Source organism: Chroococcidiopsis sp. SAG 2025, from assembly GCF_032860985.1.
Lineage (GTDB): Bacteria > Cyanobacteriota > Cyanobacteriia > Cyanobacteriales > Chroococcidiopsidaceae > Chroococcidiopsis.
The window spans coordinates 4948594-4968244 of the sequence record NZ_JAOCNC010000001.1; the positions used below are offsets into that span (position 1 = coordinate 4948594).

At 44.3% G+C, this 19651-nt stretch carries 19 protein-coding genes and 1 riboswitch; of the genes, 11 read left to right on the forward strand and 8 right to left on the reverse strand.

What is annotated here, in order from left to right; genetic code table 11:
• The first annotated feature begins 30 nt into the window (after positions 1-30).
• Complete coding sequence (locus N4J56_RS24290) at positions 31-474, forward strand: hypothetical protein (protein ID WP_317108784.1); 444 nt, start codon at positions 31-33, stop codon at positions 472-474.
• Positions 475-622: 148 nt separating this feature from the next.
• Here N4J56_RS24290 and N4J56_RS24295 read toward each other — a convergent pair whose 3' ends face one another.
• Positions 623-2008, reverse strand: a complete 1386-nt coding sequence (locus tag N4J56_RS24295; RefSeq protein WP_317108785.1) for a (Fe-S)-binding protein — start codon at positions 2006-2008, stop codon at positions 623-625.
• A gap of 140 nt (positions 2009-2148) precedes the next feature.
• Positions 2149-3465 carry an FAD-binding oxidoreductase gene (locus N4J56_RS24300; RefSeq protein ID WP_317108786.1) on the reverse strand — a complete coding sequence of 439 codons (1317 nt, stop codon included), beginning with the start codon at positions 3463-3465 and terminating at the stop codon, positions 2149-2151.
• Positions 3466-3578: 113 nt separating this feature from the next.
• Between N4J56_RS24300 and N4J56_RS24305 the strand changes: the two genes are divergently transcribed.
• Positions 3579-6434 carry an ATP-binding protein gene (locus N4J56_RS24305; protein ID WP_317108787.1) on the forward strand — a complete coding sequence of 952 codons (2856 nt, stop codon included), beginning with the start codon at positions 3579-3581 and terminating at the stop codon, positions 6432-6434.
• A gap of 116 nt (positions 6435-6550) precedes the next feature.
• On the opposite strand, the gene N4J56_RS24310 is transcribed toward N4J56_RS24305, so the two are convergent.
• From N4J56_RS24310 to N4J56_RS24320, 3 genes are all read right to left on the reverse strand, one after another.
• On the reverse strand, positions 6551-7153 hold the full coding sequence (locus N4J56_RS24310; protein WP_317108788.1) for a tetratricopeptide repeat protein: 603 nt from the start codon (positions 7151-7153) through the stop codon (positions 6551-6553).
• 187 nt (positions 7154-7340) lie between these two features.
• Positions 7341-7985 carry a ribosome hibernation-promoting factor, HPF/YfiA family gene (gene hpf / locus N4J56_RS24315; protein ID WP_317108789.1) on the reverse strand — a complete coding sequence of 215 codons (645 nt, stop codon included), beginning with the start codon at positions 7983-7985 and terminating at the stop codon, positions 7341-7343.
• 245 nt (positions 7986-8230) lie between these two features.
• Positions 8231-8509, reverse strand: a complete 279-nt coding sequence (locus N4J56_RS24320; protein WP_317108790.1) for a hypothetical protein — start codon at positions 8507-8509, stop codon at positions 8231-8233.
• Here N4J56_RS24320 and lipB point away from each other — a divergent pair.
• On the forward strand, positions 8508-9194 hold the full coding sequence (gene lipB, locus N4J56_RS24325; protein WP_317108791.1) for a lipoyl(octanoyl) transferase LipB: 687 nt from the start codon (positions 8508-8510) through the stop codon (positions 9192-9194). The two genes, N4J56_RS24320 and lipB, sit on opposite strands and share 2 nt — an antisense overlap.
• Here the strand turns inward: lipB and N4J56_RS24330 are convergent.
• Positions 9154-9894, reverse strand: a complete 741-nt coding sequence (locus tag N4J56_RS24330; protein ID WP_317108792.1) for a pentapeptide repeat-containing protein — start codon at positions 9892-9894, stop codon at positions 9154-9156. The genes lipB and N4J56_RS24330 overlap by 41 nt on opposite strands.
• Positions 9895-10091: 197 nt before the next feature.
• Positions 10092-10187, forward strand: a riboswitch (TPP riboswitch).
• 7 nt (positions 10188-10194) lie between these two features.
• Here N4J56_RS24330 and thiC point away from each other — a divergent pair.
• The 8 genes from thiC to N4J56_RS24370 all read left to right on the forward strand — a co-directional run bounded on the left by thiC (position 10195) and on the right by N4J56_RS24370 (position 18653).
• Entirely contained in the window at positions 10195-11565 is a 1371-nt protein-coding gene (thiC, locus tag N4J56_RS24335) for a phosphomethylpyrimidine synthase (protein WP_317108793.1), read from the forward strand.
• Positions 11566-11890: 325 nt separating this feature from the next.
• A complete protein-coding gene (locus N4J56_RS24340) occupies positions 11891-12808 on the forward strand; it encodes an SDR family oxidoreductase (RefSeq protein WP_317108794.1) in 918 nt (305 codons plus the stop codon).
• A 135-nt stretch (positions 12809-12943) separates the two neighbouring features.
• Positions 12944-14137 carry a succinate--CoA ligase subunit beta gene (locus N4J56_RS24345; protein WP_317108795.1) on the forward strand — a complete coding sequence of 398 codons (1194 nt, stop codon included), beginning with the start codon at positions 12944-12946 and terminating at the stop codon, positions 14135-14137.
• Entirely contained in the window at positions 14137-15021 is an 885-nt protein-coding gene (locus tag N4J56_RS24350; protein ID WP_015154625.1) for a succinate--CoA ligase subunit alpha, read from the forward strand. Before N4J56_RS24345 ends, N4J56_RS24350 begins: the two co-directional genes overlap by 1 nt.
• Positions 15022-15133: 112 nt before the next feature.
• Entirely contained in the window at positions 15134-16036 is a 903-nt protein-coding gene (locus N4J56_RS24355) for a DMT family transporter (protein WP_317108796.1), read from the forward strand.
• 99 nt (positions 16037-16135) lie between these two features.
• A complete protein-coding gene (locus N4J56_RS41275; protein ID WP_410500580.1) occupies positions 16136-16369 on the forward strand; it encodes a hypothetical protein in 234 nt (77 codons plus the stop codon).
• On the forward strand, positions 16357-16593 hold the full coding sequence (locus tag N4J56_RS24365; RefSeq protein ID WP_317108798.1) for a hypothetical protein: 237 nt from the start codon (positions 16357-16359) through the stop codon (positions 16591-16593). The genes N4J56_RS41275 and N4J56_RS24365 overlap by 13 nt, the downstream gene beginning before the upstream one ends.
• 158 nt (positions 16594-16751) lie before the next feature.
• Positions 16752-18653, forward strand: a complete 1902-nt coding sequence (locus tag N4J56_RS24370; protein WP_317108799.1) for a S9 family peptidase — start codon at positions 16752-16754, stop codon at positions 18651-18653.
• Positions 18654-18765: 112 nt separating this feature from the next.
• On the opposite strand, the gene N4J56_RS24375 is transcribed toward N4J56_RS24370, so the two are convergent.
• Both N4J56_RS24375 and N4J56_RS24380 read right to left on the reverse strand, forming a co-directional pair.
• Positions 18766-19395 carry a hypothetical protein gene (locus tag N4J56_RS24375; RefSeq protein ID WP_317108800.1) on the reverse strand — a complete coding sequence of 210 codons (630 nt, stop codon included), beginning with the start codon at positions 19393-19395 and terminating at the stop codon, positions 18766-18768.
• Positions 19338-19646 carry a hypothetical protein gene (locus N4J56_RS24380; protein WP_317108801.1) on the reverse strand — a complete coding sequence of 103 codons (309 nt, stop codon included), beginning with the start codon at positions 19644-19646 and terminating at the stop codon, positions 19338-19340. The genes N4J56_RS24375 and N4J56_RS24380 overlap by 58 nt, the downstream gene beginning before the upstream one ends.
• Positions 19647-19651: the final 5 nt, after the last annotated feature.

Consider the following 19651-nt stretch of genomic DNA (forward strand, 5'->3'; position numbering starts at 1 on the left):
TTTACAATTTATGGCTGGTGTAGAGCGATAATGCAACCAGGTTTTAAATATAAAAAAGAGTATTTATTCATTGCTGCGATTTGTCTAGCTTACGTGATGTTTTATGTTTTTCGTAGCAATAACTATAGCGGTCATAGTTATGGAGTCAGATGGTTCGCTTCAATTATGTTATTAGCGTGCGTGCCGTTAACTCACGTTCTCGAACCCATCCAAAAATCAAAGCTACTGCGAGGAATTTTTCTAGCGATCGCCTCAGTTTCAATTTTAATTTCCCTAGTAGGTGCGATCGCGCCATTCGGTGGAATCAACGTCAATGGTTACAGTTCATTTTTTCTGAATCTAGAACTGTGGCAGAAACAACTGTTATGGGACAAAGTAAAAGTTATCGTAGCTGCGATCGCGGTATATGCAACATTTGCTTGGTTTTGGATACAATTCATTTCAAATTTGGGTAGGCGATCGCAATCTCTGTAGGGGCAGGTTCGCAACAATTTGTGTTGTTTGATTTAAATATATCGGTAAATTCGGTGTGACGATCGGGCGGGTTGATCGAACATGTTTGTTATTTGCCCATCAGATCGACAAACCCGCCCCTACAAATGCATGGTTAACTGGTCACTGGTCACTGGTTACTGGTCACTGATAACTGTATGCCTCGGATTGCCAAATCTAACAATTCTATCGGATGCATGACAGAAATCTTTTTCTCTTGTAATTTCAAATGCTTGCTAATTTGCAAAGTACAACCAGGATTGGCAGATGCAATCAAATTCGCACCTGTATTTAATAAATTTTGGACTTTTTGCTGACCTAATTCATCGGCAACATTTGGTTGCAGCATATTGTAAACTCCAGCGCTGCCACAACACAAAGCTGCGTCGATTGGTTCGCGCAACTGCACTCCTGGGATTTGTCGCAACAACTGACGGGGTTGGACGCTGATTTTTTGCCCGTGTAATAAATGACAAGCATCTTGATAAACCAGAGTTAAAGGTTTTTCAGATAGGGGTGAAAGTTTTGTCGTTAAGCCGACAGTAGCGAGAAACTCTTGTACGTCTTTGACGTTGGCTGCAAATGCTTGTGCTTTTTCCCGATATTCTGGATCGTCTTGCAATAAGTGTCCGTACTCTTTCAAAGTATGACCGCAGCCAGCAGCGTTAATAATAACCGCATCTACGCCTGTATCGGCAAAAGCATCTATCATCTGTCTTGCTAATGCCTTCGCCTGTTCTTCTTGTCCCTGGTGATGGGGTAGCGCCGCACAGCAGCCTTGAGATTTAGGAATGACGACTTCACAGCCATTTGCTGTTAATACCCTGACAGTAGCTTCATTAATCGGGGAGAAAAATAGCCGTTGGACGCAACCTAAAATGACTCCTACCCGATAGCGCTTTTCTCCCTGTGCTGGAATAACTGTGGGTAAATCGTCCCGAAAAGATTTCAGCGTAATTTTGGGTAAGATTGATTCCATCGCCGCCAATCTAGGAGAAATGTATTTCAAGATTTTGGTAGCGCGGACGAGTTTTTGCACGCCTAACAATTGATACAAAAATAAAGGCACTAGCATCCACCGCAGGCGATGGGGATAGGGAAAAAAGGAGAAAATTAGCTTTCTGTAGAGGCGATCGCCTAAACTACGGGGATAGTTGCGTTCTACCTGGGGACGAGTCGCAGAAATTAATTTGTCATACTGCACGCCTGAAGGACAAGTCGTGACGCAAGCAAGGCATCCCAAACAAGAATCAAAGTGTTCTACTGTAGCGGTATTGAGGGCAATTTCGCCTTCGTTAATTGCGTCCATTAGGTAGATTCGACCTCTAGGCGAATCCATTTCTTTGCCGATAACGCGATAACTGGGACAGGTAGAGAGGCAAAAGCCACAGTGAACGCAGGTATCGATGAGTTTCGGATCGGGGGGATGCTGTGAATCGAACCCTTTTAAATTCTTAATTGAACCCGTTTCTGGATCGAGTAAATGATGATTTAAAGGATTTTCTGAAGTTTGCATACATTTAATGGTAGTTGGTAGTTGGTAGTTGACGATTGACAGTTATCAGTGACTAGTGACTGGTGGCTAGTGGCTAGAATTGCTCCCTTGTCCCCCTTGTCTTCCCCAGCTCTTTTCTCCCCCCTGCTCCCTGCTCCCGCTTAAATCTCGCCGACAAACCTTTGCGGACTCAAAACATTTTTTGGATCGAACTGTTGTTTTATGCGTCGCATTAAATCTAGGGCGTTTCCTCTATAACCCCAGACATCAAGCTGCTGCTTAAAGACTGCTGGGGCTTCTAAAACAGACAAATAACCTCCTTGATTTTGGCAGTGAGTTCTCATACTTAAAACCGTGTTTGCCTTAACATTAGTATTGTCAAATCTGATAACTCCCAAACCGCTACCAACATGGATTGTCCCGATCGCCGATTCTGGAGCAATCCGATCTAAATAGAGCAAAGTTGCAACAGCAGTTGCTGGTAATACTCCTATTTTGCAAGTAACTGCTTGCATTGGTTGAGGAGAACGTATTTGTACTTGTAATTGTTGCCATAAGTTAGCTTCGTCCGCATCTGAGTAGGTGGTGCTTTGCAATCCCAATTGTTGTCCCATTTCTACTAGCCGCGCGGTTTGTTCTCGGACGCTAGCACTCAGGCTTTGGAAGCGAACCATTAATCCTAGTCCTTGACCTATTCCTATGGTAGTGACTAGATGAGAAGATAGCAGGTCGGCTTGGGTGGGAGTTAAAGCCGAACTCCTGATTTTAGATGTCGCTTGGGCGATCGCCTCAGCTGTGCCTGTCAGCGCCACCGTCCCAGATGCGGGTGGTAGGGGGTAAACTCGTAGCGTTACCTGGGCGATCGCGCCTAGCGTGCCGTAAGAACCTGTAAATAGCTTCATTAAGTCGTAGCCAGCGACGTTTTTAACGACTCGTCCCCCAGCTTTGGCAATTTCTCCGTCAGCACGGACAAAGGAAATTCCTAGCAGTTGATCGCGCACGCCGCCGTAACGTTGTCGGAGTGAATTGGTATCAGCCGTGGCGACAATGCCCCCGATTGTTGCTGATTCTGGTGCGGTGGGGTCGAGGGCAAGAAATTGTCCAGTAGGGGCTAACACTGCTTGTAGATCGGCAAATTTCATTCCCGCTTCTACCGTTACGGTTAAATCTCCGACAGCGTGTTGGATGAGTCGATTTAGGCGTGAGGTACTGACCAGTACCTGGATATTTTTTGCCAGTCCTCCCCAGCTGAGTTTTGTACCGCTGCCATATACTAGAATTCGCCAGTTGTTGCTGTCCGCATATGCCATCACTGCTGCTAGTTCGGCTGGCGTGTGGGGATAGACAATGCAGCTAGGTGCGATACTGGAGGCGATCGCCCCCTTTATGTGTTCTTGTCGCATCGCATCTATATCTTCCCATTCCAAGACAGATTCTGGGCTGACAATAGCTGCAAGTTGGGTCGCGATCGCTTTCATCAGTAATTTTACTCATCCTGAAAATTTCGGAACTGGACTAATCTAACAACAGTGGTTTTGCCCGTGATTGCTACGGAACGATGCTAAAAAGCCACAGTAACTAAAAGTTAACCATGTTACTACCCCCAATTCCTAGACGCTCGTGGTTGCCAATGGCGATTTTGCTATTGGCAGGGTATGCAGGTAATTATTTCAGCTTGCCGCTCTTTTTTGGCGTAGATTTTTTGTTTGGTAGTATTTCTGTTTTATTAGTAGTGCGCTTTTTCGGTATTCGCTGGGGAACAATTGCCGCAGCGATCGCCTCCGTACACACTTTCTTTCTCTGGAATCATCCCTATGCCGCGATCGTTGCGATTGGCGAAGCGTTGTTTGTTGGTTTACTGTGGCGCAACCAAAGACAGAGTTTGGTGCTGTTGGATGTCATTTACTGGCTGGTGTTGGGTATCCCGTTGGTGTGGCTGTTTTATTCCCGCTTGTTGCACGTCGATTCGGCTCAAACTTGGTTAGTGGTGTTGAAACAGTCTGTCAATGGCATTTTTAACTCTATTATCGCTAGCTTGGCGATTAATTACTTACCTATTTCTAGATGGGTGAGTCTTGCTCAAGTTAGGCATACTCCATCCATGCGACAGGTTTTGTTATCTCTTTGTGCGACTTCCTGTTTTTTACCTGCACTAATTTTAGTTGTTTTAGATTGTAATTTGGTTTCCCAACAGATTCAAAACACAATTCAAGTTGAACTTAAAGATACCGCTCAAGAGGTGATAGCTGGTTTGGCAGATCGCCAGGGCGAATATTTAAATGTTTTATCTCAACTCGGTCAATTGGCTACTAATAATGCGACCGCTTCGTTAAGCTTTGCTAACGCGCCTTCAACACAATTACAGCAAAGCCTAGAGTTGCTACAGCGAGTTTATCCCGAATTCATTTTATTACAAGTTATTAATGCTACCGATACTATTGTTGCCTCTGCACCCCAAATCGATCCAGCCTTAACTTCACCTGGTAAATTAGATGCACAGCACATAAAGACTTTAGCGCAGATCGAAGCTAGTCTCAAACCGACTATAGGCAACGTCCACATCCATCCGACTGAACGAATTCCCCAAATCGATATTGGCGTACCGATACTAACTAACAATCGCTTGTCTGGTGTAGTATACGCTCACCTCAACCTCTCTTATTTAGAGGACTTTTTGCGATCGCAGCTTTCTCACAGAATTCACCAAATTATTCTTCTCGACTCTCATAACCAGATTGTTGCCAGTAGCGATTCTAAATTACAACTGATGCAAAATTTCGATCGCCTGCGTGGCGGAGAAATGCGATCGCTGAGTCAAAAGACAGCTAGTAGGAATATCTATTTTGAAAATACATATTTATGGTTACCACCTAAAGGCAAACTTCCGGCGATCATACGCTGGCGACGCTCTCTATATGTTAAAGAACAGCCGCTGAGCGATCGTTCTCAATGGAAACTTATTTTAGAAATTCCGGCTGCACCTTATATTGACCACCTACAACAAACTTACATTAACGACCTTACCTTCATGCTAGTTACGGTATTGATTGTTTTAATTGGCGGCATACTACTCAGCCGTAAATTAGCAAATCCATTAACGCAGTTAGCTACCGTAACTACAGATTTATCCTCTCAATTGCCAGAAAAGAATTTGATGCAATTTCCTACTAGTCCGGTAGTAGAAATTAATTCGTTGATTGGTAATTTTCAGTTTATGACGGTGGCTTTAAATGAAAAGTTCCAAGAAGTGCAGGCAGCAAACGAATCTCTACAACAAAGAGTCCAAGAGCGTACCAAAGAACTATTGCGAACTAATCAAAAATTAGAACGTGAAATTAACGAGCGTCAGCAAGCTGATGCGGCTCTCCGAGAAAGTGAAGAACGCTATAGAGATTTATTTGAAAATGCTAGCGATCTAATTCAAAGTGTTACACCAGACGGTCATTTAGTATATGTAAATCGAGCCTGGAAAGAAACTTTAGATTATAGTGAAGATGAAATTTCTCGTTTGAGAATTTTTGATGTTATTCATCCCGACAATTTAGAGCATTGCCAGAAAAATTTTCGGGAAGTCATGTCAGGAAAACAGATTTCGGAAATTGAAACGGCATTTATAACTAAACAAGGTGAGAAAGTTTGGGTTGCAGGTAGTATTAATTGTAAAATTATCAATGGTAAACCCATTGCTACCCGTGGTATATTTCGCAACATCACAGAACGGAAATTAGCCGAAGCTGAGATGATTTACGCCTTAGAAAAAGAGAAGCAGTTAGTAGAACTGAAATCGCGATTTATTACTACAGCATCTCACGAATTTCGGACTCCGCTAACAACAATTCTCATGTCAGCTAAGCTACTCGAACAATTTGGCGATCGCGCTTCAGAAGATAAAAAACGCATGTATCTCGATCGAATTCAAATTGCTACCAAACGCATGACACAATTGTTAGATGATGTTTTACTGATTGGTAAAGCTGAAGCCGAAAAACTCGAATTTAATCCCACACCAGTCCTCTTAGAACAATTTTGTCATGACTTAGTGGAAGAAATGCGGATGAGTGCTAGTAGCAAACACTCAATTATTTTTACCAGTCAAGCACAACAGATAGCTGCTAATGTCGATGAAAAATTGCTACGTTATATTCTGAGTAACTTACTTTCCAATGCAATTAAATACTCGCCCAAAGGCGGCGACATCGATCTAAGCCTATCTGTAGAAGCCAGAAAAGCTACTTTCTCCATCCGCGATCGAGGAATTGGTATTCCGGCTCAAGATATAGAACAACTCTTCCATTCTTTTCATCGTGGTAGTAACGTAGAAAATATCTCTGGTACGGGTTTGGGGATGTCTATTGTCAAACAGTGTGTAGACTTGCACGGCGGCGAAATTAGCGTCACTAGTGAAGTGGGCATAGGAACGACTTTTGTGGTGACTCTGCCGATATAAACAGGGAGTAGGGAGCAGGGAGCAGGGAGCAGGGAATAGAGAGCTGAGAGAGCAATTCAAAATTCACGCATTCAAAATTTACGCACCACTACCAACTACCCATTACCTATTACCCATTACTTTTCCATCTGTTGCAAAATCTGCTCTACATGACTTATGCCTGTGGGGTTGTTTTGCGTGGAGTAGAGATCTTTGGCTTTATGCAAAGATGCTTGTGCTTGGGGCAAATTTCCTTGACTCCAAAATGCTACGCCGAGGTTTTGGTAAGAGGTTGGATCGTTGGGCTTGAGTTGAATTGCTTGTCGAAAAGCAGCGATCGCTTCTGCAAATTTGCCTTGACTACCGAGGGCGATTCCTAAATTATTGTAGGTTTCAAAATTACGCGGATCGATCTCCAGGGCGTGTTTGAAGGCGTTCTCTGCTTGAGAATATTGTTGCAGATTACCAAAAGCCAGCCCTAAATTATTGTGAGCGTTTTCGTACTGAGGATAAATTTCAATTGCTTGATTGAAAGCCGCGATCGCTTCTGAGAATTTTCCCTGTTCGGCTAACTCTACGCCTCGATTGTTGTGCGTTGCTGCTACCTGTAGGTTTTCTTGCGGTTTGACTTGCCTTGGTAACGTTTCTATAGCATAGCTAGGTTGCATCCCTAGCATCAGTATGCTGACACCGACAAATGCAGCTCGGAATTTTGTCAAGAAAGCCTGTGGTACTCTCATCGCTACCTTCCTAGCAACTTCTCACCAATTCCATTGTAGGCTTAGACAGTTAACAGTTGTCGTTATCAGGGAGCGCACGAGCAGGGAGTTGGGAGTCGGGAGTCGGGAGTCGGGAGTCGGGAAAGAGAGTAGTGCGTGATTTTACTCCCGATCGCTCCCGATCGCTCCCTCAGCTTTCTTCCCCGACTTACGACTTAGAAATTTGTGGCTTTTCTACCGAAGTTTGGGCTTTACCGTTCTTAGCATTACCGTGCGTGTGTCCGTTACCGTTGCGGGGCTGAATTACGCCATAACCACCATGATTACGTTCGTAAATGACGTTTATTTCTCCAGTTTCGGCATTGCGGAACATATAAAAATCGTGATCGACGAGTTGTAGTTGTTCTAGGGCTTCATTCAGTGTCATTGGTGGCATGGCGAAGTATTTTGTACGAACGACTTCGCTGGGTAATTCGGGAGTGCGATCGCCAATCAAATCGTTAACAACGGGTGGTTCTACTGCCTCTAAGCTAGTTTTTGGCTGAGTTTTCTTGTCTTGCAATTTTTCTTTATACTTGCGTAGCTGTCGGGCAATTTTATCAGCAACTAGATCGATGCTGGCGTATAAGTTCTCGCTACTTTCCTCTGCCCGAATTACAGTTCCGTTGGCGTAAATTGTGACTTCCGCTGCTTGTTTTGGATTGATCCTGGGATTGCGGGCTACTGACAAATGAACATCTACTTCAGTGGTTAGAGTTTGAAAATGATTGACTGCCTTTTCTATTTTCTGATTCACGTACTCGCGAATGGCATCGGTGATTTCGATGTTTTTGCCATGGATCACAAGCTTCATATTTAATTCTCCCGATGGATACGAACCAAATTTGTGTTAGGTTAAATACAAAGCAGCAACAATTTGCTGTCAGTGTCTACTTACTAAAAGCCCGAATTCTGGTGTTTTAAGTACTCCAGAAATCAATCGATTGGTGCGCTCTTTGTCACCATTTCACCACGCTTTAGTTTATCAACTTCGCTATTTTGCGATGAAAATTTACCAGTCGCACTTCCTGCCGAAAAGGGTTTGTTCCTGCTGATAAACTACAGGTATTTCCCAGTTGGAGGGCGATCTGGGATTTTTCCTAGTAGAATCTCGACTTCCACATCGAGTCTGGCGTGGTGGTAAAGCCTTCCTCCCTGCTGTGTTTGTGTTTCTACTTTCAAGTTAGCACTTTGTATTCTGGAAAACAGAGAGGTTTTAGTTCTTTTTAATATCCTTCGCATTCCTTGACATTTCTTGATGTAGTCAATCGCAAATGCAATAAAATTTGGTAAAAAATACGCTTGAATTTTTCCGCGATCGCTTGTAAACATCTCCATGAAACGCCGTCAATGCTATCTTTATAATTACGGACACGTCTGTTACGCTGAAGCTTGGAATTGGCAAAAACATCTGTTGCAACAGCGCCGCCAAGACCCCGATTTACCTGATGTCTTAATTTTGTTGGAACACCCGCCAGTCTACACTTTAGGACACGGAGCTAGTTTAGATTTTCTGCAATTCGACCTTGACAAAAGTGCAGATGAAGTATATAGGATAGAAAGAGGCGGAGAGGTAACTTATCACTGTCCCGGTCAACTGGTAGGCTACCCGATTTTAAATCTGCAATTCCACCACAAAGATTTGCACTGGTATTTGCGGCAGCTAGAAGAAGTCTTAATTCGCGTATTAGCAGTTTACGGGTTGCAGGGCGATCGCGTACCTGGGTTAACTGGGGTATGGTTGGAAGGATACAAGGTAGCCGCGATCGGGATTAAAGTCAGTCGCTGGGTGACAATGCACGGTTTTGCTTTGAATGTCTGTCCCGATATGGCAGGTTTCAGTAAAATTGTCCCCTGCGGTATTGCCGATAAACCCGTGGGTAGTTTGCAAGCGTGGATACCAGATATTCAACTAGAGCAGGTGAAATTGCAAGTTGCGCGATCGTTTGCAGAGGTATTTGAGGTAGATTTGGTAGAGCAGATTAATCATTTCTCATACCGTCAGGTAAATAAACACCTTTAAGATCTGCACCGCGCAGATTAGTTCCTGCTAATTTTGCCCCTTGCAAATTTGCATCTTGGAGAGAAGCATTTCGTAAATCGGCATTTCTTAAATTCGTATTTCCCAAATAAGCATCATCGAGTACAGCATCTCGGAGAATAGCCCGCTGAAAATTGGCATCCTGAAGATTGGCATTTGCTAATATTGCTAGTTGTAAATCGGCATCTCGAAAATTAACACCTCTAAGATAAGCAGTCTCAAGATTTGCACCTCGAAGATTACTACCTTCGAGATTGGCATTTTCTAAATTGACTTTTTCTAAGTTGGCATTATGCAAATTAGCATTGTCTAAATCGACAGATCTCAGGTAAGAACTTTCCAATTCTGCACCTCGAAGATTGCTACTTGCTAAATTAGCATTTTCTAAATTTGTATTTTCTAAGTCAGCATTTTCTAAGTTGGCATAGCTAAGGTTAGCATTTCTCATATTTGCTCCTCTCAGTTTTGCTCCCCTCAGTTTTGCACCTTGCAGATCGGCATTCTCTAAGTTGCATCCTTCGCATTCATTAGTAGATAGTAACTGTTCGATCGCGCTATTTTGTTGCTTAGCTAATTGAGTGCTGCGATCGCTTTGCCAGCCACTGGAATTGGATAAATCGCTCGGTGTAAAGGTAACTGATGTTGTGATGTAAGTCAGTAAACTTAGTATAGGGGCTAACATTGCGTGTAGAATCCTGAAGCAATGGTTGGTATTTTTAGTCTAATCTTTTCGGAAATAGACGGTGTACTTTTCCCGCCAAATATTATTTTTATGATTTTTCGCTTGACTCCAACAATCATTTAGCTTGCATACATAGAAAAAAATTAATTAACTCAAAAATTAACAAACTGCGGCTAGGTAGAAGTGATACAATCGACAACCATAGCTAGGGGTGTCTGGGAAACCAGGCTGAGACAGTCCCTTAGAACCTGAGACTGGGTAATACCAGCGGAGGGAAGCTGTTTATGCGAGGAACTCGAAATGCGTACAGAATGGATCGCGAAGCGTCGCGGGCAAGATAACGTGTCTCAAATGCACTTTGCCCGTAAAGGTGTGATAACCGAAGAAATGCATCATGTCGCCCGACGGGAAAATTTACCCGTGGAGTTGATTCGAGATGAAGTAGCACGGGGCAGAATGATTATCCCTGCCAATATCAATCATCCCAATTTGGAACCGATGTGTATTGGCATCGCCTCCAAATGTAAGGTGAATGCTAATATTGGTGCTTCGCCCAACTCTTCCAATTTAGATGAAGAAGTTGCCAAACTCAATCTAGCGGTAAAATACGGAGCCGATACCGTCATGGACTTATCCACAGGCGGCGGTAACTTAGATGAAATTCGCACTGCAATTATTAACGCTTCTCCCGTGCCAATTGGCACTGTACCAGTCTATCAAGCCTTAGAAAGCGTCCACGGTAGTATTGAAAAGCTTACTGCGGAAGATTTTCTCCACATCATCGAGAAACACGCCCAGCAAGGTGTAGACTATATGACAATCCATGCTGGAATTTTAATCGAGCATTTGCCATTAGTCAAAAACCGAATTACTGGAATTGTCTCCCGTGGTGGAGGTATTTTAGCGCGGTGGATGTTGCACCACCACAAACAGAATCCGCTGTACACGCACTTGCGCGACATTATCGAGATTTTTAAGAAATACGACGTGTCTTTTAGTTTGGGTGACTCGCTCCGTCCTGGCTGTCTCCACGATGCATCCGACGAGGCACAGTTGGCAGAGTTGAAAACCTTAGGACAACTGACTCGTAAAGCCTGGGAACACGATGTCCAAGTCATGGTAGAAGGACCAGGACACGTCCCGATGGATCAAATTGAATTTAACGTCCGCAAGCAGATGGAAGAGTGTTCGGAAGCACCCTTCTACGTATTGGGACCGCTGGTAACAGATATTGCTCCAGGCTACGACCATATCACTTCTGCGATCGGGGCAGCAATGGCAGGTTGGTATGGTACGGCAATGTTATGCTACGTCACGCCTAAAGAACATTTGGGTTTACCCGATGCTGAAGACGTGCGAAATGGTTTGATTGCCTACAAAATTGCCGCCCACGCTGCGGACGTGGCAAGACACCGCATCGGTGCTAGAGATAGGGATGACGAGCTTTCAACCGCCCGTTACAATTTCGACTGGAACCGTCAGTTTGAATTATCCCTCGATCCAGACAGGGCAAAGGAATATCACGATGAAACCCTGCCAGCAGATATTTATAAAACTGCTGAATTCTGCTCGATGTGCGGTCCCAAATTCTGCCCAATGCAAACAAAAGTTGATGCTGATGCGCTGACGGAACTAGAGAAGTTCTTGGCGAGAGAAGTTGTGAAAGGATAAGAAAACAGAGTAAGCAAGGAGACAGGAGACAGGAGTAATCTATGCTATAGATTGCTCAAAGGAATGAAATATTGGCTCAATATCAGCTGACAAGATCTCCTTTTGATTTATTTTTCTGTCTGCGTCTATTCCCATCTCCTTCTGCCATAAATCATTATCGAAACCCCTATTTTTGAATATGGGGTTTTCTTCTGTCTTCTGTCTTCCTCGTCTCCTGTCTCCTCAGATATAAGACAAGTTTGCCCTCGTCGCTTTAAGATCTTTGCAGAACATAGGGTAGGATTGTTTGACTCGCCCTAATTGTTGCTCGCTAAATTAACTAAAAATGCTTTCTTTATCCGAACAAGTTGTATTAATTACTGGTGCTTCTACTGGCATTGGGGCAGCGTTGGCAAAAATTTTAGCAGAACGATTTAATCCGATTCGCTTGGTCTTGGCAGCTAGAGATGCAGACAAGCTGGAAAAGGTCGCTAACCATTGTCGGCAATTGGGAGCAGAAGTTCTCGTCGTTCCCACAGATTTAGAACAGACTGACCAAGTTGAAGCCCTAGCCCAAGCCGCGATCGCCAAATTCGGTCGCGTTGATGCTTTAGTTAATAATGCTGGCTACGGACAAATGGGACCCATAGAACTCATTCCTCACCAAGCTGCTGCCAGACAATTTCAAATCAACGTGCTAGCACCCTTAGCGCTCATCCGTAGCTTAATCCCGCTGATGCGCGATCGCGGTGGTGGCAGAATTATCAATATCAGTTCGTTGGGTGGCAGGATGGCTTTCCCGTTTGGCGGCTTGTATAGTGGCTCAAAATTTGCTCTCGAAGGACTCAGCGATGCTTTGCGGATGGAACTCGCACCGTTTAATATTAAAGTCAGCGTCATCGAACCAGGTCCAGTCAGCACGGATTTTTTTATCGCCGCCGCCCAAGCTGTAGAATCAACGGTAGCCACCCCCGAACGCACGCCATATCGCGCTGCTTTTGAAAAATTAAAAGATTTAGAGAAACACACGAGTAGCCGTGCTTGGAGTGCCGAACGAGTTGCAGAAGCAATTGTTAAAGCACTGACAGACTCTCATCCCCGCCCGCGCTATATTGCAGCTACAGGGGGAAATTTTTTGGTGTTTATGATGACGAAAGTTTTATCAACTAAAATTGTCGATCGCTTTTGGCAGCGGTTTTACGGCATCAACCTCGTAGCGCGAGACTGGCAAAAGCATCGTTTAGGCTTGAAGGATGAAGTATAAATGAATTGGTAATTGGTTGACAGTTATCAGTCAGCAGTGGCTGGTGGCTAGTGACTAGTGACTAGAATTGCTCCCCCTCTCCCCCCTCTCCCTTGTCTCCTCACTCCTCGCTCCTCGCTCCTCACCCCTCTAAAAATGGATCTACTAGAGTATCAAGCTAAAGAATGGTTTCGCGAGATTGGTATTCCAGTTTTACCTTCCCAAAGAATCGATCGTCCCCGCGATTTGAAGGGGTTGAAGATTCCCTATCCAGTAGTACTCAAGTCGCAGGTGCGGACGGGAGGTAGGGGAAAAGCTGGGGGAGTGAAGATCGTTACGAACACGATCGACGCGATCGCAGCAGCACAAACAATTTTTAATTTACCAATTTTAGGGGAATTTCCTGAAGTTTTATTAGCGGAAGCAAAATATAACTCCGATCGCGAGTTTTACCTAGCCATAGTTATCGATGCAGTTGCTCGCCGTCCGCTGCTTCTGGGTTCTACACAAGGAGGAATCGATGTCGAATCCAATCCAGAAGCTTTACAACAAGTCGTAGTCGAACGAGATTTTTCACCGTTTTATGCCCGCCGATTAGCAGTCAAAATGGGCTTGCAGGGAGATGCACTGGCATCGGTCAGCGCTATCGTAGAAAAAATGTACGGTTTATTCGTGCAGAAAGATTTGGATCTGATCGAAATCAATCCTTTGGGGGTTAGTTCGACTGGGGAGTTAATGGCATTGGATGGTAAAGTTACTGTCAACGACCAAGCGATCGCCCGCCATCCCGATATTTTGATGATGGCAGAAAAAAAAGCTAGCCGTCCTAACGGTGATCCATCAGTCGCTCAAGTTGGCAAGTGGAATGAAGTAGATAAGTCGGGAAATATTGCAATTTTGGGCAATGGCGCGGGGTTATTGATGGCAACTTTAGATTTGATCGCCACAGCCAGTCACCGCAAACCATCTGTTTGCTTAAATGTGGGACATGGAAGAATTGGCGCAAATGGGGGGTTGAATTTTTGCGATCGCGTCATCCAAGGTCTAGAATTGATCGCTCAAGATAAATCTATCCATGCGATCTTAGTTAATATTCTTTGTAGCGTGCCGACAACTGTAGAGGTGGCTGAGGCGATCGCGACTTTCGTACAACAGCACGAAAATAAGACGCACAAAACTCGTTCTCATGCCCAATACCCTAAACTAGTCGTGCGCTTGGCAGGAACGGATTTAGCAGATGCGAAAGCAAAGCTAGATGCGTTACAAGTCTCATCAATGGAAGATTTAGACGAAGCGATCGCCCAAGTCGTCCGTGTCGCGAAAAGTTCGTTGCCTAGAAGAAGTGAGTGATGAAATTAAAGCCTGATAGTAAAGTTTTAATTCAGGGCATGACAGCATCGCTCTGGTCGCCCTACATTGCTCGTATGCAAGCCTACGGAACGCAGATTGTTGCCGCAGTTAGTCCCGGTCAAACGACATCCATTGACGATTTACCCGTGTTCGATTTGGTCGAACAGGCAGTAGCGGCAGTTGGGGCGATCGATACGACGATTATTTTCGTCCCTCCCTATCAAGCTTTGGATGCTGCTTTAGAGGCGATCGCTTCTGGGATCAAACAAATTATTATTATCTCTGCTGGCGTGCCTCCTTTGGATATGGTGCGCTTGTTGCGTAAAGCAGAGGCAAACGAAACCATAATTGTCGGACCCAATAGTCCGGGTATTATCATTCCTGGCAAATTACTTTTGGGAACCCATGCCAGCGAATTTTATACTCCAGGTTCGATTGGTATTGTCAGTCGCAGCACGACTCTGACTTACGAAATTGCCTTGGGATTGACTAAAGCAGGGTTAGGGCAGTCAATTGCTGTCAGTATTGGCAGTGATGCAATTATTGGTTCTTCTTTTCTTCAATGGCTGCAAATTTTCGATGAAGACGACACCACAGAAGCAATCGTTTTAGTCGGGGAACCTGGGGGAAATAGTGAAGAAGCTGCGGCGCGTTACATTGCCGAGGCGATCGATAAACCAGTTATTGCATACATTGCTGGTTGTCATGCGCCAGCTGGCAAACACTGGGGGCATACCGGGACGCTAGCAGCCGTGGTTGGCAGAGGGGATAATGTCGGTACGGCAAAAAGCAAGTTAGAAGCTTTCAAAGCGGCAAAAGTTCCAGTCGCAGAACGCCCTTCGCAAATTGCTGAATTGGTGAAAAAGGCATTAAAGAAAAAATAAGATGTGAAGTTCGATAATTCTGTATCTACGCGAAGTTATTGAATGATGAAATGCGATCGCATTTATGCTTGCCGTTTTGTCATCAATGGGCAACAAAACTGATGAAATTTAGATGACTCAACCCACACTAAACACTCAAGGCTTGATGGCAGCTCTATGTGCCGCAGCTACTTGGGGTATGGTAGGTGTATTTGTCCGCTGGCTTCCAGGGTGGTCTCCCTTTGCAGTTTTGGCGGGTCGCTTTCTCGTCGCCACTGCTGCAATGCTGCCGATACTTTTTCTAGCACCAAGTGTCCGACACGATCTGACTCGTTCCCTTCGCACGCCACCGATCTGGTGGTTGAGTTTACCAGCTATTGGGGGTTATGTCTTAGGTACGACAGCATTTCAGCTAGCTCCTGTGGGAGAAGTGACATTATTATTCACAACCTCACCCTTGTTTATTATTACCTACAAATATGTTGTGCGCTTACACGTTAAACGAAGTGAAAGCTTTGGAATGCTGCTGGCTATGGCTGGAGTCAGTGCGATCGTGCTGCCTCAGCTATCTACCGATCGCGCTGTCTCTTTGGCAACTCTAGCCGGCTACCTTTTGGCATTAGGTGCTGCTGGTTCGATCGCAATTTATACACTTTGGTTTAATGCATTTGCTAAGCAAAACATTGCGCCAAAATCGATAAATGTGGTTTTTCTGACCTGTTTACTAGGAAGTATTTTATCTTTTTTGTGTGCAGTTCTCTTCCCAGCGTCAATTGGAATCGAAATCGATCGACAAGTTATTCTCGTATTATTAGGATTGGGAATTTTTTCCACTGCTTTACCATTTTTGTGCTACACAGTAGCGGCGCAGCGTTTACCAGTCGTACTGGCAACTGCAATATTACTGCTAGAGCCAATGTTTGCAGTGTTATTTGCATCTGTAGTTCTACAAGAAATTCCGTCGCTTTGGTTTGGCATTGGCAGCGCACTAGTTTTCTGGGGATTGCTGTCGATCGCTGGCTTCGCTTCTAGGTGATGATACTAACCCAGTATTTTTAGCATTTCCATGAAGTTTGAAATTTCTACACCGCTGGGATTTACAGTTAAAACATCCGAATAATACTGGCAACGGCTAATTGTCAAGCATCCGGATCTTGAGGAATTAGAGGAGCTAATTCGATTAGCTCTTGCTGCACCGGACGAAGTTCGACGCAGTAGCAGAGATGCAGAAGTATTATTGTTTTATCGGGTACGGCGAGAAGAACGTTGGGTTGTTGCGGTGGCGCGGCGCTTAAATGGAGATGGATTCCTCATCACAGCCTATCAAACCAATGCGATTAAGGAGGGGGAAACAGTATGGCTCAAATAAAGGTGTTTTACGAACCAGAGACAGAGCTATTAAGCGTATTTTGGCAAGTTCCAAGAAGGAACCAAATTGGTACTGAGCTTGGAGACGGTGTAATTTTGATTAAGGATGGGGTGAGTGGTGAGCCAATTGGTTTAGAAGTTTTGTCCTACCGTCCTGGAGACGATCGCTTTGATGCTGTAAGTGTTGAGCTAGGACAAATGAGTTCGATGCAACCAACAAGCTAGCAAACATAATCAGAAAAGATGCGCCAGAGAGTGCCTGCATGAGTAGAATCATCTTGATCGCGGAGTCATAGCGATCGCCAATCGCATTCCCTAACCATCCTGCGGCTTCCGCTCAATTGCGGTAACAATCGTAAAAGAGCAATTATCAGGAGGCAAGTATGGTGACAACAACAGCTAGTCAACCTCAAACTCAACTACCACCGTTAATTCCACGGGAAATTCTCTTCGGCAACCCAGAACGCGCCCGTCCTCAACTCTCCCCAGATGGCAAGTATTTGGCGTATATTGCTCCAGATGAAAAAAATATCCTGCAAGTATGGGTGCGTACTGTAGGACAACAAGACGATCGCCAACTGACCCAGGATAAAAAACGGGGTATCCGCATGTACTTCTGGACGTTTGATGGCGAACAGCTAATCTACCTTCAAGATGCCGATGGCGATGAAAACTGGCACTGTTATGCAGTCAATATCAATACGAATATTGTCCGCGACCTGACTCCGTTTCAAGGGGTACAGGCGCAACCCCTCGCCTTAGACCATAACTTCCCGCATGAATTTTTGGTGGGGTTAAATTTGCCAGATTTAAGCAAGCACGATGTTTACCGCGTTAACCTCAAAAATGGGGCAGTAGAGTTTGACACGGAAAACCCAGGTAACATTGTCTCTTGGACTGTGAATACTCAATTTCAAGTTCAAGCTGCGATCGCGGCTACGGCTGATGGTGGGTACGACCTACTTTACCGCAAATCTCAAGAATCAGCTTGGGAAAATTTACGCCATTGGAGTTCCGAGGATGAAGGCTACGCTGTCAGCTTTTCTGCTGATGACAAAACTTTGTATATCGTCGGCAGTCACGATGCTAACGCCCAACGCCTCCTCGCCCTAGACTTAGCGACTCGTCAAGAGACTGTTATTGCTGAAGATCCAGAATACGATGTCGATAGTGTTATCGTTCACCCAACTTCTCACATTCTGCAAGCGGTTTCTTTTTACCGCGACAAACAAGAGTGGCAAATTCTCGACCAAAGTATAGCTGCTGATTTAGCAGCAATTGCCCAAGTCCGCCCTGGAGAATACAACATTACAAGCCGCGACTTGGCGGATAAAACTTGGTTAGTAGCTTACATCACTGACAATGGACCAGTTTACTACTACACATACGATCGCGCAACCAAAAGTAGCACTTTACTTTTTAGCAACCAACCCAAACTCGAAGAGTTGCAATTAGCAACCATGCAACCTGTCTCCTACCTTACAAGAGATGGGTTAACAATTCACGGCTATCTCACAACACCTGTAGGAATTCCAGCTAAGAACTTACCAACAATTCTTCTAGTGCATGGAGGTCCTTGGGTGCGGGATACTTGGGGTTACGATCCAGAAGTGCAATGGCTGGCGAACCGAGGTTATGCGGTATTGCAAGTCAATTTTCGCGGTTCTACTGGCTACGGTAAGGCGTTTCTGAATGCGGGAAACCGCGAATGGGGTGCAAAGATGCACGACGATCTGATCGATGCAGTCAATTGGCTAGTAGAACAAGGTATTTCTGACCCTCAAAAAGTAGCGATTATGGGTGGTTCCTACGGTGGCTATGCGGCGCTAGCGGGGTTAACTTTCACGCCAGAGGTATTTGCAGCTGGAGTTGATATCGTCGGTCCCAGCAATTTAATTACGCTGATGCAGAGTATTCCGCCTTACTGGGAACCGATGAAAGCTATGTTTGCCCATCGCCTGGGAGATTTAGAGACAGAACCAGAATTTCTCAAATCGCGATCGCCCTTATTTTACTGCGATCGTATTCAAAAACCTTTGTTAATTGGACAGGGAGCCAACGATCCGAGGGTAAAACAAGCAGAAAGCGAACAAATTGTGGCAGCAATGCGGCAATCCAATCAACCAGTTGAATATCTACTGTACGCGGATGAGGGACATGGTTTTGCCCGTCCCGAAAATCGCTTGCATTTCTATGCTAAAGCCGAGGAATTTTTAGCCAAATACTTAGGCGGGCGATTTGAACCTGCGGGCGAACTTTCAGGACATTCAGGTGTGGAGAAATGAGAGTGGTAATTGGTAATTGGTAATTGGTAATTGGTTGTTGGTTGTTGGTGAGAGGTACATATTAGCTTCTGAATTCCGACTTCCAACTGCCGATTTCTTAATGACAGCCACATCAATCTTCTAACAGCACTCGCGCTTGTTTTAATAAATTTTCACAAATTTTATAGCTAGTAATTTTCCCCTGTACAACTGTGTCTCCCACCCATTCGGCAAATAGAATTACACCTGCACCTAATACAGCTACAACCGCTACGATAGAATTGAGTATTGCTAGGTTATTTAACAAAATTGAGTGTAGTAAAAGCTGCAAAGGCATAGAAGTATAAACCAAGCTTAAAATGATAAAGATTGCAGCTAGTTTAATAATTTTATTTGCTAGATTTGCCTGTTGCGTTTGAAATGATAGCTCAGAGTGAATTTTATTTTCTACATACTGAATCACTTGTTTGCTAAAATTTGCCGTTTTAATAATTCTATCGACTAAATCTAATTCATAGCCGATGGCTTGCGCTCTAGCTACTTCAAAATCTAAACAGGCTATTTCTTTTGGATTATGAATTATCTGTTGAACAGATAGCTGTCTTAACCATCTAACTTCCCAGAGGATGGCAAATAACAAGCCAAAAAAACCAAAAAGATAAATATATATTCTGATAGGTGTTGTTGCTGTTGGACTAAACAAACCTAAACCAATAGCAGCCGAGATAAAAAACTCGCTCCAATTATGGATAGCTTCATCCAAATTGTGGGCGCAAGGCGATCGAATAGATTTGTGACTCGTTGTCGATAGGAAAACTTCGGTATAGAAACGTAGATTTCTGGTTGAAAAATGATGTGTCTTAGCAGTAGGTTAAATACATCTTCAATAGCCTGCCGATCTAATGTTTTCTCTGCTTCTGGTAATGCAGAATATTCTGGGGTTGCCAAATTGAGATTTCTAGCTAACTCTTCTATTAGTTGATTGTCCTCGAAGGGATACGAATTATCCATCATAAAAA

Bases quoted from the DNA above. Each gene is read 5' to 3' on its own strand.
- N4J56_RS24290 (WP_317108784.1), top strand. From the start codon at position 31: ATGCAACCAGGTTTTAAATATAAAAAAGAGTATTTATTCATTGCTGCG.
- N4J56_RS24295 (WP_317108785.1), bottom strand. From the start codon at position 2,008: ATGCAAACTTCAGAAAATCCTTTAAATCATCATTTACTCGATCCAGAA.
- N4J56_RS24300 (WP_317108786.1), bottom strand. From the start codon at position 3,465: ATGAAAGCGATCGCGACCCAACTTGCAGCTATTGTCAGCCCAGAATCT.
- N4J56_RS24305 (WP_317108787.1), top strand. From the start codon at position 3,579: ATGTTACTACCCCCAATTCCTAGACGCTCGTGGTTGCCAATGGCGATT.
- N4J56_RS24310 (WP_317108788.1), bottom strand. From the start codon at position 7,153: ATGAGAGTACCACAGGCTTTCTTGACAAAATTCCGAGCTGCATTTGTC.
- hpf (WP_317108789.1), bottom strand. From the start codon at position 7,985: ATGAAGCTTGTGATCCATGGCAAAAACATCGAAATCACCGATGCCATT.
- lipB (WP_317108791.1), top strand. From the start codon at position 8,508: ATGAAACGCCGTCAATGCTATCTTTATAATTACGGACACGTCTGTTAC.
- N4J56_RS24320 (WP_317108790.1), bottom strand. From the start codon at position 8,509: ATGGAGATGTTTACAAGCGATCGCGGAAAAATTCAAGCGTATTTTTTA.
- N4J56_RS24330 (WP_317108792.1), bottom strand. From the start codon at position 9,894: ATGTTAGCCCCTATACTAAGTTTACTGACTTACATCACAACATCAGTT.
- thiC (WP_317108793.1), top strand. From the start codon at position 10,195: ATGCGTACAGAATGGATCGCGAAGCGTCGCGGGCAAGATAACGTGTCT.
- N4J56_RS24340 (WP_317108794.1), top strand. From the start codon at position 11,891: ATGCTTTCTTTATCCGAACAAGTTGTATTAATTACTGGTGCTTCTACT.
- N4J56_RS24345 (WP_317108795.1), top strand. From the start codon at position 12,944: ATGGATCTACTAGAGTATCAAGCTAAAGAATGGTTTCGCGAGATTGGT.
- N4J56_RS24350 (WP_015154625.1), top strand. From the start codon at position 14,137: ATGAAATTAAAGCCTGATAGTAAAGTTTTAATTCAGGGCATGACAGCA.
- N4J56_RS24355 (WP_317108796.1), top strand. From the start codon at position 15,134: ATGACTCAACCCACACTAAACACTCAAGGCTTGATGGCAGCTCTATGT.
- N4J56_RS24365 (WP_317108798.1), top strand. From the start codon at position 16,357: ATGGCTCAAATAAAGGTGTTTTACGAACCAGAGACAGAGCTATTAAGC.
- N4J56_RS24370 (WP_317108799.1), top strand. From the start codon at position 16,752: ATGGTGACAACAACAGCTAGTCAACCTCAAACTCAACTACCACCGTTA.
- N4J56_RS24380 (WP_317108801.1), bottom strand. From the start codon at position 19,646: ATGATGGATAATTCGTATCCCTTCGAGGACAATCAACTAATAGAAGAG.